The following is a 16,088-nucleotide window of genomic DNA, read 5'->3' on the forward strand; positions in this document are numbered from 1 at the left end:
GGTTTCGCCCGCCCACGGCCCGTCCCATGCGTATCGACCGGCGCCTCCTGCAGCTCGCGTTCGGCGGGCTGTTCTGGCGCACCTTCCTGCTGATCGCGCTGCTGATCTCGGTCAGTCTCGCCGCGTGGTTCCAGAGCTTCCGTGTGATCGAGCGCGAGCCGCGCGCGCAGCGCGTGGCTCTCCAGCTCGTCGCGGTCGTGAAGCTCACGCGCACCGCCCTGCTCTATTCCGATCCCGACCTGCGGCGCGCGCTGCTGCAGGATCTCGAGAGCAACGAGGGCGTGCGCGTGTACCCGCGCGAAAAGACCGACAAGTTCAAGCTGCAGCCCGACGAATCGCTGAACCGCCTGATCGAACACGATATCCGCAGCCGCCTCGGCGACGATACCGTGATCGCACAGTCGGTCAACGACATTCCCGGCGTGTGGATCAGCTTCAAGATCGACGACGACGATTACTGGGTCGCGCTCGACCGCGACCAGCTCGACAACGTCACGGGCCTGCAGTGGGCCGGCTGGGGGTTGTTCGCGCTCGCGCTGTCGCTGTTCGGCTCCGCGTTCATCACCAGCCTCGTGAACCGGCCGTTCTCGCGGCTCGCGCTCGTCGCGCGCCAGGTCGGTTCGGGGCAGGCGCCCGACCCGCTGCCCGAGCGCGGGATGGGCGTCGCAGCCGACACCAACCGCAGCTTCAACCAGATGGTGCGCGACCTCGAGCAGCTCGAGGCCGATCGCGCGCTGATGCTCGCGGGCATCTCGCACGACCTGCGCACGCCGCTCGCGCGGCTGCGGCTCGAGACCGAGATGAGCCCGTCCGACCAGGCGACCAAGGACGCGATGGTCGACGACATCGAGCAAATGGATCGCATCATCGCGGCGTTCATCGACTACGCGCGTCCGACCCAGCGCAAGCCGGAGCCGGTCGACCTGTCGTCGATCGCGCACGAAGTCGCCGCGCGCGTGTCGGGCGAGGACGGCGTCGAGATCCGCACGCGGCTCGCGCCGAACGCCGTGATCGAAGCCGACGAGACCGACATGCGCCGCGTGATCGGCAACCTCGTCGAAAACGCGCGCAAATACGGCCAGAGCCGCGACGACGGCGTGTCGCGCATCACGCTCGAGACGCGCGTGACGCACGCGCGCGTCGAACTGTCGGTGAGCGACGAGGGCCCCGGCATCCCCGAGGACCAGCTGCCGCTCGTGATGCGGCCGTTCTATCGCGTCGACACGGCGCGCACCAAGGCGGACGGCACGGGGCTCGGGATGGCGATCGTGCTGCGCCTCGTCGGCCGCTATCGCGGTGCGCTGCGCCTGCGCAACCGCAGCCCCGACGCGGGCCTCGAAGTCACGCTCGAGTTCCCTGGCGCCGGCAAGGCACGTGCGACGGCGTGACGCGCTCGCGTACGCCTGCCGCCCTTCACACTATCGATCCGGTTGAAAAAAACTATGGAGACTGTTAGTCAAAATCTATTGAAGCGCCTTGTTAATAGTGTTATAGTTTTGCCCATGCTGTCACACCATCGTTGCAGCACCGAGGTAGCTTGACTTAGTCTTCTTCCCAACTCATACAGGAGTATCCGCATGAAAACCGTTGGCGATAAACTCGAAGCTTTCACCGTCGTGGCCGCGAAGCCGGGCTTCAACAACCACGAAGAAAACGGCCAGTCGGCATTCGAGACCGTCACCGAAGCGTCGTTCCCGGGCAAGTGGAAGATCATCTACTTCTACCCGAAGGACTTCACGTTCGTGTGCCCGACGGAAATCGTCGAATTCGCGAAGCTCACGAAGCAGTTCGAAGAGCGCGATGCCGTCCTGCTGGGCGGCAGCTCGGACAACGAATTCGTCAAGCTCGCATGGCGCCGTGAGCACAAGGATCTCGACAAGCTGAACCACTACTCGTTCGGCGACGTCAAGGGCGAGCTGATCGACCAGCTCGGCGTGCGCGACAAGGAAGCCGGCGTGGCCCTGCGTGCAACGTTCATCGTCGATCCGGACAACACGATCCAGCACGTTTCGGTGAACAACCTGAACGTCGGCCGCAGCCCGGAAGAAGTCCTGCGGATTCTGGACGGCCTGCAAACGGACGAACTCTGCCCGTGCAACCGTGCAGTCGGCGGCGCAACGCTGTAAGCGCATCGATGCACGAAGCCCGCGGCGCACGTCCTGCCTGCGGGCTTTTTTAACGGCCAACCCATAGGAGATATCAATGGAATTCATCGACTCGATTAAGGCACGTATCCCCGACTACGCGAAGGACATTCGCCTGAATCTCGACGGCACGATCTCGCGCTCGTCGCTCGAAGGCACCGACGCGGTCGGCGTCGCGCTGGCGGCGGCGATCGCGGCGAAGAGCACGGTGCTCGTCAAGACGATCCGCGAAGCCGGCGTCCTGTCGCCCGAAGAGACGAATGCGGTGCTGACGGCGGCCGCGCTGATGGGGATGAACAACACCTGGTATCCGTATGTCGAGATGGCCGACGACGCCGACCTGAAGACGCAACGTGCCGAACTGCGGATGGGTGCGTATGCGACGCACGGCGGCGTCGACAAGCGCAAGTTCGAGATGTACGCGCTCGCCGCGTCGATCGTCGGCAAGTGCCACTTCTGCGTGAAGTCGCACTATGCGCTGCTGAAGAACGAGCAAGGGATGAGCGTCACGCAGCTGCGCGACGTCGGCCGTATCGCCTCGGTGATCAACGCCGCCGCGCAGGTGATCGCCGCCGAAGGCGAATAATCAGCGCCGCGCGAGCCGCACGGCGCGCGCAACACGCAAAAACGCCACGCGGGCCGGCCTCGCGTGGCGTTTTTCATTTCCGCAAGCGATGGCAGCGCGGGCTGCGTCGCCGCGCTGTCGCGCGAGCCAGCCCCGCCGCGGCCCGTCAACCGCCCTGCTTCACCAGCAGCGCGGCGGCCTGCGCCTCGATCCCTTCGCCGCGGCCGAGATAGCCGAGCTTTTCGTTGGTCTTCGCCTTCACGTTCACGCGATCGAGCGGCAACCCGAGATCGGCCGCGATGTTCGCGCGCATCCCGTCGATATGCGGTGCCAGCTTCGGCGCCTGGGCGATCACGGTGCTGTCGACGTTCTGGATCGTGAAGCCGGCCGCCATGATGCGGGCCGCGCACTCGCGCAGCAGCACGCGGCTGTCGGCGCCCTTGAATGCCGCGTCCGTGTCGGAGAAATGGCGGCCGATGTCGCCGAGCGCCGCCGCGCCGAACAGCGCGTCGGTGATCGCGTGCAGCAGCACGTCCGCGTCCGAGTGGCCGAGCAGGCCGCGTTCGTACGGAATCGTCACGCCGCCGATGATGAGGGGGCGCCCCTCGACGAGCTGGTGCACGTCGTAGCCTTGTCCGATTCTGAAATCCATGCGTGTTCCGATAAAGAGGGGGGAAAGTCAGGACGCGTTCGCGGGGCGCGCGAGGATCGCTTCCGCGAGCGCGAAATCTTCCGGGTACGTGACCTTGAAGTTGCGCAGGCTGCCCTGCACGACGCGCGGGGTGTGGCCGGCCCATTCGATCGCGCTCGCTTCGTCGGTCAGGTCGTGCCCTTCGCGCTGCGCTCGCAGGATCGCCTCGCGCAGCATGCCGATGCGGAACATCTGCGGCGTCTGCGCCTGCCACAGCGCGTCGCGCGACTCGGTGCGCGCGATCGCGTCGCCGCCGGCCGGCACGCGCTTGAGCGTATCGGCCACCGGCAGCGCGACGATGCCGCCGACCGGATCGTCCTTCAGCGCCGCGACGAGCGTGCGGATCAGCTCCGGCGTGATGCCCGGGCGCGCCGCGTCGTGCACCAGCACCCAGTCGTGGTCGGTCGCGCCGAACTCGGCCAGTTCGAGCAGCCCGTTCAGCACCGACGCCTGGCGCGAGCCGCCGCCGCAGCGGCGCACCGCGAAGCGCAGGCCCGCGAAGCGGCGTGCGTCGAAATGGGAATCGTCGGGCGCGAGGACGACGAGCGTCTGCGCGAATTCGCTGCACGCGTCGAACGCGGCGAGCGTGTAGTGCAGCAGCGCGCGGCCGGCCAGCGTGCGGTATTGCTTCGGCACGGCCGAGCCGGAACGGCTGCCCGTGCCGGCACAGGGAATCAGGGCGAAAAGTCGGGGAGTCACGAAGGGAAACGCCGGAAAGATGAAATCGAGAAGCGGATTTTATAATAGGTCTTTCGTCTCGACCGGCGCACCGCGATGCGCCCGTGCACGCCACCCCCTGCCGTCCCTATGCCAGATAACGCTTCCACCCCGTCCGCCTCGCCCATTGCCCGCGTCAAGTCCGGCCAGCGTTTCGCCTTCGACGGCGCGCATGGTTCCGCCGACGCGCTCGCCATCGCCCGTTATCTCGCCGACAACCGCCAGGACGTGCCGCTCCTCGCGGTGATCTGCGCGAACGCGGTCGACGCGCAGCGGCTCTCGCAGGAAATCCGCTACTTCTCGCCCGACGCCCGCGTGCGCCTGCTGCCGGACTGGGAAACGCTGCCGTACGACACGTTCTCGCCGCACCAGGACCTCGTATCGGAGCGTCTCGCGACGCTGCACGATCTCGGCGAGGGCCGCTGCGACATCCTGCTCGTGCCCGCGACCACCGCGCTGTACCGGATGCCGCCCGCGTCGTTCATGGCCGCCTACACGTTCGCGTTCGCGCAGGGCGAGCGGCTCGACGAGGCGAAGCTGAAGGCGCAGCTCACGCTGGCCGGCTACGAGCACGTGAGCCAGGTCGTGCGGCCCGGCGAATACTGCGTACGCGGCTCGCTGATCGACCTGTACCCGATGGGCTCGCCGCTGCCGTACCGGATCGACCTGTTCGACGACCAGGTCGACTCGATCCGCGCGTTCGACCCCGACACGCAGCGCAGCCTCTACCCGGTGCGCGACGTGCGCCTGCTGCCGGGCCGCGAGTTTCCGTTCGACGAAGCCGCGCGCACGGCCTTCCGCAGCCGCTGGCGCGAAACCTTCGAAGGCGACCCGAGCCGCGCGCCGATCTACAAGGACATCGGCAACGGCGTGCCGTCGGCCGGCATCGAGTACTACCTGCCGCTGTTCTTCGACGAGACGGCCACGCTGTTCCACTACCTGCCGCAGGACGCGCACCTCGTGTTCACCGGCGATCTCGAGGCGTCGATCCGCCGCTTCACGGCCGATACGAAGCAGCGTCATGCGTTCCTCGCGCACGATCGCGAGCGGCCGATCCTCGAACCGCAGCGCCTGTTCCTGTCCGACGAGGATTTCTTCGCGTTCGCGAAGCCGTTCGCACGCGTCGTGCTGCCCGCGCAGCCGGCCGGCGGCTGGGCGACGGCGCTGCCCCAGCTCTCCGTCGATCGCCATGCCGACGATCCGCTCGCGTCGCTGCGCACGTTCGTCGAATCGTCCGGCAAGCGCGTGCTGCTGACCGTCGAATCGGCCGGCCGTCGCGAGACGATCCTGCAACTGCTCGCCGAACACCATCTGCGCCCCGCGTCGAACGACCACTTCGCGGGCTGGCTCGAGAGCGACGAACGCTTCGCGCTCGGCGTCGCGCCGCTCGCGAACGGCTTTGCGGTGCCGGGCGAAGGCTACGCGGTCGTCACCGAGACCGAGCTGTACGGCGCGCTCGGCCGCCGCGCGGGCCGCCGCCGGCAGGAACAGGCCAGCAACGTCGACGCGATGGTGCGCGACCTGTCGGAGCTGAAGGTCGGCGACCCGGTCGTCCACGCGCAGCACGGCATCGGCCGCTACATGGGCCTCGTGTCGATGGACCTCGGCGAAGGCGAGACCGAATTCCTGCATCTCGAATACTCGGGCGACAGCAAGCTCTACGTGCCGGTTGCGCAATTGCACGTGATCTCGCGCTACAGCGGCGCCGATCCCGACAGCGCGCCGCTGCACGCGCTCGGCTCCGGCCAGTGGGAGCGCGCGAAACGCAAGGCCGCGCAGCAGATCCGCGATACGGCCGCCGAGCTGCTGAACCTGTACGCGCGCCGCGCGGCCCGCGAAGGCCACGCGTTCTCGCTCGATCCGCGCGACTACGTGAAGTTCGCCGAAAGCTTCGGCTTCGAGGAAACGCCCGACCAGGCGGCCGCCATCGCGGCCGTGATCGGCGACATGACGAGCGGCAAGCCGATGGACCGCCTCGTGTGCGGCGACGTCGGCTTCGGCAAGACCGAGGTCGCGCTGCGCGCCGCGTTCATCGCGGTGCTGGGCGGCAAGCAGGTCGCGCTGCTGTCGCCGACCACGCTGCTCGCCGAGCAGCACACGCAGACCTTCGCCGACCGCTTCGCGGACTGGCCGGTGCGGATCGTCGAGCTGTCGCGCTTCAAGACGGCGAAGGAAGTGAACGCGGCGATCGCGCAGATCAACGAAGGCAGCGTCGACATCGTGATCGGCACGCACAAGCTGCTGTCGTCGGACGTGCAGTTCAAGCGCCTCGGCCTCGTGATCATCGACGAGGAACACCGCTTCGGCGTGCGCCAGAAGGAAGCGCTGAAGGCGCTGCGCGCGGAAGTCGACGTGCTGACGCTCACCGCGACGCCGATTCCGCGCACGCTCGGGATGGCGCTCGAGGGGCTGCGCGACTTCTCGGTCATCGCGACCGCGCCGCAGAAGCGGCTCGCGATCAAGACCTTCGTGCGCCGCGAGGAAGAAAGCGTGATCCGCGAGGCGATGCTGCGCGAGCTGAAGCGCGGCGGCCAGGTGTACTTCCTGCACAACGAGGTCGAGACGATCGAGAACCGCAAGGCGATGCTCGAGGCGCTCGTGCCCGAGGCACGCATCGTGATCGCGCACGGCCAGATGCACGAGCGCGAGCTCGAACGGGTGATGCGCGACTTCGTCGCGCAGCGCGCGAACGTGCTGCTGTGCACGACCATCATCGAGACCGGCATCGACGTGCCGAGCGCGAACACGATCATCATGCATCGCGCGGACAAGTTCGGCCTCGCGCAGCTCCACCAGTTGCGCGGCCGCGTCGGCCGTTCGCACCACCAGGCGTACGCGTACCTGCTCGTGCACGATCCGCAGGCGCTGACCAAGCAGGCCCAGCGCCGGCTGGAAGCGATCCAGCAGATGGAGGAACTCGGTTCGGGCTTCTATCTCGCGATGCACGACCTCGAGATCCGCGGCACCGGCGAAGTGCTCGGCGACAAGCAGTCGGGCGAGATCCACGAGATCGGCTTCCAGCTCTATACCGACATGCTGAACGACGCGGTGAAGGCGTTGAAGAACGGCAAGGAGCCCGACCTCACCGCCCCGCTCGCCGCGACGACGGAAATCAACCTGCATGCGCCGGCGATCCTGCCGGCCGACTACTGCGCGGACGTGCAGGAGCGGCTGTCGCTGTACAAGCGGCTCGCGAACTGCGAGCACGGCGACGCGATCGACGGCATCCAGGAAGAACTGATCGACCGCTTCGGCAAGCTGCCGCCGCAGGCGCACGCGCTCGTCGAGACGCACCGGCTGCGGATCGCCGCGAAGCCGCTCGGCATCGTGAAGATCGACGCGAGCGAGGCTGCGATCGGGCTGCAGTTCGAGCCGAATCCGCCGATCGATCCGATGCGGATCATCGAGATGGTGCAGAAGCACCGGCACATCAAGCTCGCGGGCCAGGACAAGCTGCGTATCGAGACGCGCTCGCCCGACCTCGCGATCCGCGTGTCGACGATCAAGGAAACGCTGCGCGCGCTCGGTCATTCGAACCGGCAGGACGCGGCCGCCGCGTCGCGCTGAGCAGCCGCTTCGGCGGCCCGTCGACTCGTAAAGCGCCGCGTTGCTGCAGCGCATCGCGGCCCGCGAGAGCGGGCCGCAGCGTTTTTGAGTATGATTTTCGCATTCCTCAGACGGAGTTTTGCCATGTCCACTCTCGACGCCACGGCGCCGGCCGCCGCCGACCATGTCGACCACGACGACGCGTCGCTCGTCAGCCTGCCCTGGATCAAGCAACTGGTGTCGATGGACACGACGAGCCGCGTGCCGAACCTCGGCCTGATCGAAACGGTGCGCGACGCGCTCGCCGCGAAAGGCATCGCATCGACGATCACGCACGACCCGCGCGAAGGCTGGGCGAACCTGTTCGCGACCGTGCCCGCGGACGACGGCTCGACGAACGGCGGCATCGTGCTGTCGGGGCATACCGACGTCGTGCCGGTCGACGGCCAGCAATGGGACAGCAACCCGTTCGCGCCGGAAATCCGCGACGGCCGCCTGTACGGCCGCGGCACCTGCGACATGAAGGGCTTCATCGGCGCCGCGCTCGCGCTGCTGCCCGAGATGCAGGCGACGAAGCTCGCGAAGCCGATCCATTTCGCGCTGTCCTACGACGAGGAAATCGGCTGCGCCGGCGCGCCGCTGATGATCGCCGACCTCGTCAAGCGCGGCGTGCAACCGTCGGGCTGCATCGTCGGCGAGCCAACCAGCATGCGGCCGATCATCGCGCACAAGGGCATCAACGCCTATCGCTGCTGCGTGCGCGGCCACGCGGCGCATTCGTCGCTGACGCCGAAGGGGCTGAACGCGATCGAGTATGCGGCGCGCCTCATCTGCCACATCCGCGACATCGCCGAGCGCTTTCGCGCCGAAGGCCCGTTCGACGCGCTGTACGACGTGCCGTTCACGACCGCGCAGACGAGCACGATCCAGGGCGGCAACGCGATCAACACGGTGCCGGCCGAGTGCCGCTTCGATTTCGAATTCCGCAACCTGCCGACGCTCGATCCCGAGCAGATCTTCACGCGCATCGAAGCGTATGCACGGGAAACGCTGCTGCCGCAGATGCTTCGCGAGCATCCGAATGCCGCGATCGAGTTTTCGAAGATCGCCGCGGCGCCCGGCCTCGATGCAACCGAACAGGCCGCGATCACGCAACTCGTGCGCGCGCTGACGGCGGACCAGGACAAGCGCAAGGTCGCATACGGCACCGAGGCCGGCCTGTTCGAACGCGCGGGCATCCCGAGCGTCGTATGCGGGCCCGGCAACATCGAGCAGGCGCACAAGCCGAACGAATACGTCGAGCTTGCGCAGCTCGCCGGCTGCGAGCAGTTCCTGCGCAAGTTCATCCGCAGCATGTCGGTCGACGCGCGCTGACTGCCTTCCGCCACGCCGGCCCGCGTGTGCGGGCCGGCCCACTCCGCCACCCGCCACGTCATGTCGACTGAACAACGGGGCACGCCCCATACGACGATCGACGGCGAGCCGATCCCGACGCTCGACGAAATCGCCGCGCAGCATTTCGCGCTGTCACCCTGGGTCGCGCGCACGCCCGTGTTCGAACGCGCCGACCTGCCGTCCCTCGAGGGCACGCACGTCAACTTCAAGTTCGAGCTCCTGCAGGTGAGCGGCAGCTTCAAGGCGCGCGGTGCGTTCACGCACCTGCTCGCGCTCGACGAGGCGCGCAAGAACGCCGGCGTCACCTGCGTGTCGGCCGGCAATCACGCGGCGGCCGTCGCGTATGCGGCCATGCGGCTCGGCAGCAGCGCCAAGGTCGTGATGTTCCACACCGCGAGCCCGGCGCGCATCGCGCAGTGCAAGCAGTACCGCGCGGAAGTCGTGCTGGCCGGCAGCGCGTCGCAGGCGTTCGATCTGGTGCGCCGGATCGAGGCCGAGGAAGGCCGCTTCTTCATCCATCCGTTCAACGGCTATCACACGATCCTCGGCACCGCGACGCTCGGCTACGAATGGGCGACGCAGACCCCCGACCTCGACGCGGTGATCGTGCCGATCGGCGGCGGCGGGCTCGCGGCCGGCATGGCGACCGCGCTGCGGCTCGCGAATCCGCGCGTGCACGTGTACGGCGTCGAGCCGGAAGGCGCCGACGCGATGAGCCGCAGCTTCGCGGCAAATCACACGATCAAGATGAGCGCGATGCAGACGATCGCCGATTCGCTGATGGCGCCGCATACCGAGGAATACAGCTACCAGCTGTGCCGGCGCCACGTCGACCGCATCGTCACCGTGTCCGACGACGCGCTGCGTGCCGCGATGCTGTTCCTGTTCTCGCAACTGAAGCTGTCGGTCGAACCGGCATGCGCGGCCGCCCTCGCCGCGCTGCTCGGCCCGCTGCGCGAAACGCTGCAGGGCAAGCGCGTCGGCGTGCTGCTTTCGGGCACCAATACCGACCCGGGTACGCTCGGCATGCATCTCGCGCACGCAAAGCTGCTGCGCTGACGCCGCGCGGGGTTATCCACGGTTCGTGTTGAAGAGCCTGTTGAAAAGTTTCTGGAAACTGCGCCAACGCGTTGATCGGACTGGGCTTTCCGCGCGCGACGCGGTTTGCGGCAGCGGCCGCGCGCGGCCCGTCGCGCAGCTAAGGGTTATCCCCAGTTTTTGTTGACAGGACTGTGGAGAACTCACCGACAAGCGACCCAACGCATTGTTTTTATTGAGAAAGCAAGCATCGCCCCCGGGCACGCCGCCGATTGGGCAATGTTCGCCGTCACCGCAGGTTATCCACAATTTCTGTTGACAGGCATGTTGATAAGGGCGGGATCGGCACGCCAAGTCGTTGATGCGCAAGGGTTCGTGCGGCGCGCCCGCGACGCGGGCCGTCCTCGTCCGGATATTTCAGCCAGCTTGGAATCGGCGTTCGGCCGTGACAGACTCGCGAACATTGCACGCCCTACAAAGGACACCTGCATGCGCTCCCTGTCGACCAGCCTTGCCTTCAGCATCGCCCTGCTGTCCGGCTGCGCGGCCACGCAACCGCCGGCCGCGGGCGAACCGGCGTTCTGCGCGCAGGCTGGGGGCAACCGCCAGTTGCAGGCCGACCTGCTGTTCGGGCGCGACATCGCGGGACGCGGCTCCGTCACCGATGCCGAGCGCGCCGCCTTCCTCTCCGACGTCATCACACCGCGCTTCCCGGACGGCTTCACGTCATGGGACACCCGCGGCCAATGGCGCGACCGCACGACCGGCGGGATCACGCGCGAGGACAGCTTCGTCGTGCGCATCGTCGCCGACTACACGCGCGACACGCTCGAACGCCTGTCGGCGATCCGGCGCGCATACGTCGAGCGGTTCAAGCAGGACGCGGTCGGCGTGACGCTTGCGCCGACCTGCGCGTCGTTCTGACTCCCGCCGTCAAAAAAACGGGCGCCCGAAGGCGCCCGTCGATTCGCGAAGCCGCTACCGCATCAGGGCTTGTTGCTCTCGAACATGTCCATGATCTGCTGCTTCTCCTGCGGCGTGACGGGCGGCGGCGCCAGCCCGGCGGCACCGGCCGAACCCAGCGCGTCGTTCGCGCTGATCGCGTTCTCCGCCGGGTTGATGTCGACGTTCGCGACGAAGCCGTTGCCCGGCGTGCGATCGGCGTAGTACAGCTCGCCGTCGATCGAGGTCAGGCCGTCCGGCATCGGCATCTGCTGCTCGGGCACGCCGTTCAGCGCGGTGCGCATGTAGTTCACCCAGATCGGCAGCGCGAGCTGCGCGCCGAACTCGCGGCTGCCGAGGCTCTTCGGCTGGTCGAAGCCCATCCATGCAACCGCGACGAGCGATTGCTGGTAGCCGGCGAACCAGCCGTCCTTTGCGTCGTTCGTCGTACCGGTCTTGCCTTGCAGGTCGCTGCGGCCCAGTGCGTTGGTGCCCGCGCCCGTGCCGGCCGTCGCGACCGAATGCAGCAGGCTGTTCATCACGTAAGCGTTGCGGCCTTCGATCGTGCGCGGCGCCGTGCTGCCCGCGAGCACCGGCTGCGACTTCTGCAGCGGCTGGCCGCGCGCGTCGTCGACCTCGGCGATCAGGTACGGATCGACCTTGTAGCCGCCGTTCGCGAACACCGCGTAACCCGTCGCGAGCTGCAGCGGCGTGACGAGGCCCGCGCCGAGCGCCATCGGCAGGTAAGGCGGCGTCTTCGCTGGATCGAAGCCGAAGCGCTGCGTCACGTATTGCTGCGCATACTGCGTGCCGATCGACGCGAGGATCCGGATCGACACGAGGTTCTTCGAACGCTGCAGGCCGGTACGCATCGTCATCGGGCCGTCCGGCTGGTCGTCGTCCTTCGGCTCCCAGGCGGTGCCGCCCGGCACGCTCGGCGGGAAGTACAGCGGCGCGTCGTTGATCATCGTCGCCGGCCCCATGCCCTTGTCGAGCGACGCCGAGTAGATGAACGGCTTGAACGACGAGCCCGGCTGCCGCCATGCCTGCGTCACGTGGTTGAACTTGCTCTTGTTGAAGTCGAAGCCGCCGACGAGCGAGCGGATCGCGCCATCCTGCGGCGCGATCGCGACGAGCGCGCCTTCGACCTGCGGCAGCTGCACGACCTGCCAGCCCGTCTTGCCGTCCTTCAGCACGCGCACGACCGAGCCCGGCTTGATGCGCAGCGTGTCGTTCGCGCGGGGCCCGAGCGCGGCCGCCACGAAGCGCAGGCCGGCCGGGCCGATCGTCGTGGTCGCGCCGCCGACGAACTGCACCTCGACCGCGTTCGGCGACGCCGACAGCACGACCGCCGACTGCAGGTCGCCGTTGTCCGGGTGATCGGCAAGTGCGTCGTCGATCGCCTCGTCGCGGTCGTCGCCGGCCGCGGGCAGCTGGATCGACGCTTCCGGCCCGCGATAGCCATGGCGGCGCTCGTAGTCGAGAATGCCGCGACGCACGGCCTGGTACGCGGCTTCCTGGTCGGCGGAATTGATCGTCGTCGTGACGGTCAGCCCGCGCGTGTAGGTTTCGTCCTTGTACTGCTGGTACATCATCTGCCGCACCATCTCGGCGACGTACTCGCCGTGCACCGCATACTGGTTGCCCGGTGTGCGCACGTGGATCTCTTCCTTCACGGCTTCGTCGTACTGCGGCTGCGTGATGTAGCCGATCTCGAGCATGCGCTTCAGGATGTATTCCTGGCGCACCTTCGCGCGCTTCGGATTGACGACCGGGTTGTAGGCGGACGGCGCCTTCGGCAGCCCCGCGAGCATCGCCGCTTCGGCGAGCGTGATGTCCTTCAGGTCCTTGCCGAAATACACGCGCGCGGCGGCCGCGAAACCGTACGAGCGCTGGCCGAGATAGATCTGGTTCATGTACAGCTCGAGGATCTGGTCCTTCGTCAGGGCCTTCTCGATCTTGTATGCGAGCAGCATTTCGTAGATCTTGCGCGTGTAGGTCTTCTCGCTCGACAGGAAGAAGTTGCGCGCGACCTGCATCGTGATCGTGCTCGCGCCCTGGCGCGCGCCGCCGTGCATCAGGTCGGCGACGCCCGCGCGCAGGATGCCGAGGAAGTCGACGCCGCCGTGCTCGTAGAAGCGGTAGTCCTCGATCGCGAGCACGGCCTTCTTCATCACGTCGGGAATGTCCTGGAAGCGCACGAGGCTGCGGCGCTCCTCGCCGAACTCGCCGATCAGCACGTGATCGGCCGTGAACACGCGCAGCGGCACCTTCGGCTGGTAGTTGGTGAGCGCATCGAGCGACGGCAGTTGCGGCGCCATCACGACCAGCGCGTAGCCGACGATCAGCGCACCGACGATCGCCAGCGTCGCGAACAGGCCGGCGAACCACAGCACGACGCGCGAGCCGAACGAGCGCCGGCGCCCTCCGCCGCCGTCATGCTGCGGCTCGCGGTGCGCATCGCGATCGTCGTCATCGGGGTAATAGGCTCCGGACGGCGAACGGCGCAGCGTGTAGTGGGGTTCGTTCCTGTCGGAAGAAGAAGGCGGTCGTTTGATAATTGGCATGTCGGAATGGCGGGCGTACGTGGCGCCCTCGGACGCATGCGGAAATGCAAGCGGATGAATCGAGAGAGAGTGCATCGTGACACATTCGTCACGTCGACAGACCCCGCCGCGCGGCGATCCGTTCCCGCGACGTGACAGCGCATTTTAATGAAATCGACCGGATGCCTTCGCGATTTTTTGTAAAAATTCCCGCGCCGCGGCGCTGCGCGCGCCATTTTGCCCGCCTGCCCGGCCTATCATGAACACGAAACCCGCGCGCCCGAGCTTTCAATCATGAAAGACTCGGCGCGCGGTTTTCCGGCCCGGAATTCGCATCGCTTGAACTCGCGCGTTTAAGCCGTATTTAAGTGAACCGGTGGTGTAATATCCGCCGGCAATCGCGGGCCGGAACCGGCACCGCCGAGGGCCACGCCGCCACGACGCGGCGCCTTTCAACCACGGAGGATTTCATGTCGCTTTTCGACTCTGTTTCGCGCACGATCAAAGGCCTGCTGAACGATGCGGCCGATTCGGTACAGGATCCGTCGCGCGACGCACGGCAGATCGTGCGGGAGCTCGACGACAGCATCGGCCGTGCCGAGAATTCGCTGATCGAGATCGAGGCACAGGTCGCGACCCAGCGCAGCAAGCGCGATGCGGCCGACGACAAGGTGAAGAAGTACGAGGACGGCGCGAAGCGCGCGCTGCAGGCCGGCGACGAGGCACTCGCACGCGAGGCGCTCGGCGCGCAGTCGAACGCGGAAGCCGAGCGTGACGCGCTCGCGGCCGAGCTGTCGACGCTCGAGCCGTCGGTCGACAAGCTGAAGGGGCAGATCGCCGACATGCGTCAGCGCCGCAACGACCTGAATGCGCGCTCGAACATCCTGCAGGCCAAGCAGGAAATCGCGCAGGCGAAGGACGTCGCGGCAAGCGCGCTGGGCGGCATCGGCGGCAAGAACCTGTCCGAGGACTTCCAGAAGCTCGAGGACAAGGTCGCGCTGCAGAACGCCCGCTCGGACGCGCGCCTCAATTCCGCCGACACGTCGAGCGGCAAGGCGCTCGACGACAAGCTCGCCGCGCTGAACAAGGGCCCGTCGGTCGAGGATCGCCTCGCCGCGCTGAAGAAGCAGCTCGACACGCCCGCGCAGTAACCGGCGCGCGCCGCCCCGGGGTGCCGGCGCGGCGCGAACCGATCGTCAGGAGACGGGCGCCCGCGCCCGGTTCGACCATGAAGAAATCTCTCGCCGCACTCGGCCTCTCGCTGATGTTGCTGTCGTCCGCCGCGTTTGCGGTCCCGTCGCTGCAGCAGGTCGAGCAGTCGATCGCGCAACGCGACTGGCAGCAAGCCGACACGCAGCTGTCGCAAGTCATCGACGCCCATCCGAACAACGCGCACGCGCGCTACCTGTATGCGCAGGTGCTGGACCGCGAGGGCCGCGCGTCCGATGCGCTCGCGCAGCTGCAGCGCGCGAAGTCGCTCGATCCGCAACTGAAGTTCACCGATGCGTCGCGCTTTGCTCAGACGGAGTCGCGCATCCGCGCCGACGCCGCGCGCGTGAGCAACGCGCCGTCCATGAGCAACGCGCCGTCGGCAAGCGCCCGGAGCGGCACGCTGCAATCGTCGCTCGCGCCCGCCGCTGTGCCGGCCGAGAAACACGGCCCGTCGACCGGCATGTGGATCGGCCTCGGGCTGATCGTCGCGGTGATCGCGCTGGTGCTGCGCTGGACGCTGCGGCGCGCGCGCACGGCCGACGACGGCCGCGCCGACGACGAACGCCGCACGCAGCTCAAGCGCGCCACCGACGTGCTGAACGACATCCGCCCGCTGAAGCTCGACGCGAAGCTGTCGACGGCGCCGGGGGCCGCGGCGCTCACAGGCGAACTCGAAGCGATCGAGACAGACGCGCGCACGCTCGTCGAAACGCTGTCCAACGGCAAGAATCCGGTACCGCCCTATCGCGTCGACGAGCTCGAACAGCGCCATGCGAGCGTGAAGGCACGCGTCGAAGGGCGCCCCGACCCGGCCGCGCCGGCGAGCGCGCCGGCCGGCAGCAGCGGCTCCGTGTATGCGCAGGAAGCCGATCGCATGACCGGCGCGCAGGGCCAGCCGTATCCGCCGCAGCAGGTTCCGCCCCCCTACCCGTCGCAATACCCGCCGCAATATCCGCCGCAACAGCAGCCGCCAGTCGTGATCCAGCAAGGCGGCGGTTTCGGCGGCGGCATGGGCGGCCTGCTGACCGGCGTATTGCTCGGCGAGGCGATGTCGGGCGGCCGAGAGCGCGTGGTCGAACGCGACGTGATCGTCGACGACGAGCACCGCCGGCGCGAAGCCGATCCGGGCTTCGACCTGGGCCGCGGCGACGATACGAACTGGGACGACGGCAGCAGCGGCGGCAGCGGCGGCGTCGATCTCGGCAGCAACGACGACGGCTGGACGGACACCTGATCGTCACGACCCGGGGCGCCGCCGCATCGCGCGGCGGCGCCCCGCGCGAGCGGGCTCC

12 protein-coding genes are annotated in these 16,088 nt (G+C 67.8%); 9 read left to right on the top strand and 3 right to left on the bottom strand.

What is annotated here, in order from left to right:
• Nucleotides 1-26 precede the first annotated feature (26 nt).
• The 3 genes from WT26_RS13420 (at nt 27) to WT26_RS13430 (ending at nt 2,730) form a co-directional block, all read left to right on the top strand.
• Entirely contained in the window at nt 27-1,388 is a 1,362-nt protein-coding gene (locus WT26_RS13420) for an ATP-binding protein (protein ID WP_027787146.1), read from the top strand.
• Nucleotides 1,389-1,577: 189 nt separating this feature from the next.
• On the top strand, nt 1,578-2,126 hold the full coding sequence (locus WT26_RS13425) for a peroxiredoxin (RefSeq protein WP_006478563.1): 549 nt from the start codon (nt 1,578-1,580) through the stop codon (nt 2,124-2,126).
• Nucleotides 2,127-2,202: 76 nt separating this feature from the next.
• The gene (locus WT26_RS13430) at nt 2,203-2,730 is read left to right on the top strand and encodes a carboxymuconolactone decarboxylase family protein (RefSeq protein WP_059662782.1); all 528 of its coding nucleotides are present in this window, start codon (nt 2,203-2,205) and stop codon (nt 2,728-2,730) included.
• 145 nt (nt 2,731-2,875) lie between these two features.
• Here WT26_RS13430 and ispF read toward each other — a convergent pair whose 3' ends face one another.
• Nucleotides 2,876-3,361, bottom strand: coding sequence for a 2-C-methyl-D-erythritol 2,4-cyclodiphosphate synthase (gene ispF, locus WT26_RS13435; RefSeq protein ID WP_059532467.1), 486 nt, complete (start codon nt 3,359-3,361; stop codon nt 2,876-2,878).
• A 27-nt stretch (nt 3,362-3,388) separates the two neighbouring features.
• Nucleotides 3,389-4,099, bottom strand: coding sequence for a 2-C-methyl-D-erythritol 4-phosphate cytidylyltransferase (ispD, locus tag WT26_RS13440; protein ID WP_059532464.1), 711 nt, complete (start codon nt 4,097-4,099; stop codon nt 3,389-3,391).
• A 108-nt stretch (nt 4,100-4,207) separates the two neighbouring features.
• On the opposite strand from ispD, the gene mfd reads away from it, so the two are divergent.
• From mfd to WT26_RS13460, 4 genes are all read left to right on the top strand, one after another.
• Entirely contained in the window at nt 4,208-7,684 is a 3,477-nt protein-coding gene (gene mfd / locus WT26_RS13445) for a transcription-repair coupling factor (RefSeq protein ID WP_069273087.1), read from the top strand.
• 123 nt (nt 7,685-7,807) lie between these two features.
• The gene (argE, locus tag WT26_RS13450; protein ID WP_069273088.1) at nt 7,808-9,037 is read left to right on the top strand and encodes an acetylornithine deacetylase; all 1,230 of its coding nucleotides are present in this window, start codon (nt 7,808-7,810) and stop codon (nt 9,035-9,037) included.
• Between the two features lie 60 nt (nt 9,038-9,097).
• Nucleotides 9,098-10,117 carry a threonine/serine dehydratase gene (locus WT26_RS13455; RefSeq protein ID WP_069273089.1) on the top strand — a complete coding sequence of 340 codons (1,020 nt, stop codon included), beginning with the start codon at nt 9,098-9,100 and terminating at the stop codon, nt 10,115-10,117.
• A 468-nt stretch (nt 10,118-10,585) separates the two neighbouring features.
• A complete protein-coding gene (locus WT26_RS13460; protein WP_069273090.1) occupies nt 10,586-11,020 on the top strand; it encodes a DUF3574 domain-containing protein in 435 nt (144 codons plus the stop codon).
• A 62-nt stretch (nt 11,021-11,082) separates the two neighbouring features.
• Here the strand turns inward: WT26_RS13460 and WT26_RS13465 are convergent, their stop codons facing one another.
• Entirely contained in the window at nt 11,083-13,605 is a 2,523-nt protein-coding gene (locus WT26_RS13465; RefSeq protein WP_069273760.1) for a penicillin-binding protein 1A, read from the bottom strand.
• Nucleotides 13,606-14,054: 449 nt separating this feature from the next.
• On the opposite strand from WT26_RS13465, the gene WT26_RS13470 reads away from it, so the two are divergent.
• Nucleotides 14,055-14,735 (top strand): PspA/IM30 family protein, encoded by a 681-nt coding sequence (locus WT26_RS13470; RefSeq protein ID WP_021160377.1) that lies wholly within the window; start codon nt 14,055-14,057, stop codon nt 14,733-14,735.
• A 77-nt stretch (nt 14,736-14,812) separates the two neighbouring features.
• Complete coding sequence (locus tag WT26_RS13475; RefSeq protein ID WP_069273091.1) at nt 14,813-16,030, top strand: tetratricopeptide repeat protein; 1,218 nt, start codon at nt 14,813-14,815, stop codon at nt 16,028-16,030.
• Nucleotides 16,031-16,088 lie beyond the last annotated feature (58 nt).

It is taken from the genome of Burkholderia cepacia (genome assembly GCF_001718835.1).
Taxonomy (GTDB): Bacteria; Pseudomonadota; Gammaproteobacteria; order Burkholderiales; family Burkholderiaceae; genus Burkholderia; species Burkholderia cepacia_F.

Coding starts and splice junctions, on each gene's coding strand:
- WT26_RS13460 (WP_069273090.1), top strand. CDS start 10,586: ATGCGCTCCCTGTCGACCAGCCTTGCCTTCAGCATCGCCCTGCTGTCC.
- WT26_RS13420 (WP_027787146.1), top strand. CDS start 27: ATGCGTATCGACCGGCGCCTCCTGCAGCTCGCGTTCGGCGGGCTGTTC.
- WT26_RS13430 (WP_059662782.1), top strand. CDS start 2,203: ATGGAATTCATCGACTCGATTAAGGCACGTATCCCCGACTACGCGAAG.
- WT26_RS13425 (WP_006478563.1), top strand. CDS start 1,578: ATGAAAACCGTTGGCGATAAACTCGAAGCTTTCACCGTCGTGGCCGCG.
- WT26_RS13465 (WP_069273760.1), bottom strand. CDS start 13,605: ATGCCAATTATCAAACGACCGCCTTCTTCTTCCGACAGGAACGAACCC.
- argE (WP_069273088.1), top strand. CDS start 7,808: ATGTCCACTCTCGACGCCACGGCGCCGGCCGCCGCCGACCATGTCGAC.
- WT26_RS13475 (WP_069273091.1), top strand. CDS start 14,813: ATGAAGAAATCTCTCGCCGCACTCGGCCTCTCGCTGATGTTGCTGTCG.
- WT26_RS13455 (WP_069273089.1), top strand. CDS start 9,098: ATGTCGACTGAACAACGGGGCACGCCCCATACGACGATCGACGGCGAG.
- WT26_RS13470 (WP_021160377.1), top strand. CDS start 14,055: ATGTCGCTTTTCGACTCTGTTTCGCGCACGATCAAAGGCCTGCTGAAC.
- mfd (WP_069273087.1), top strand. CDS start 4,208: ATGCCAGATAACGCTTCCACCCCGTCCGCCTCGCCCATTGCCCGCGTC.
- ispF (WP_059532467.1), bottom strand. CDS start 3,361: ATGGATTTCAGAATCGGACAAGGCTACGACGTGCACCAGCTCGTCGAG.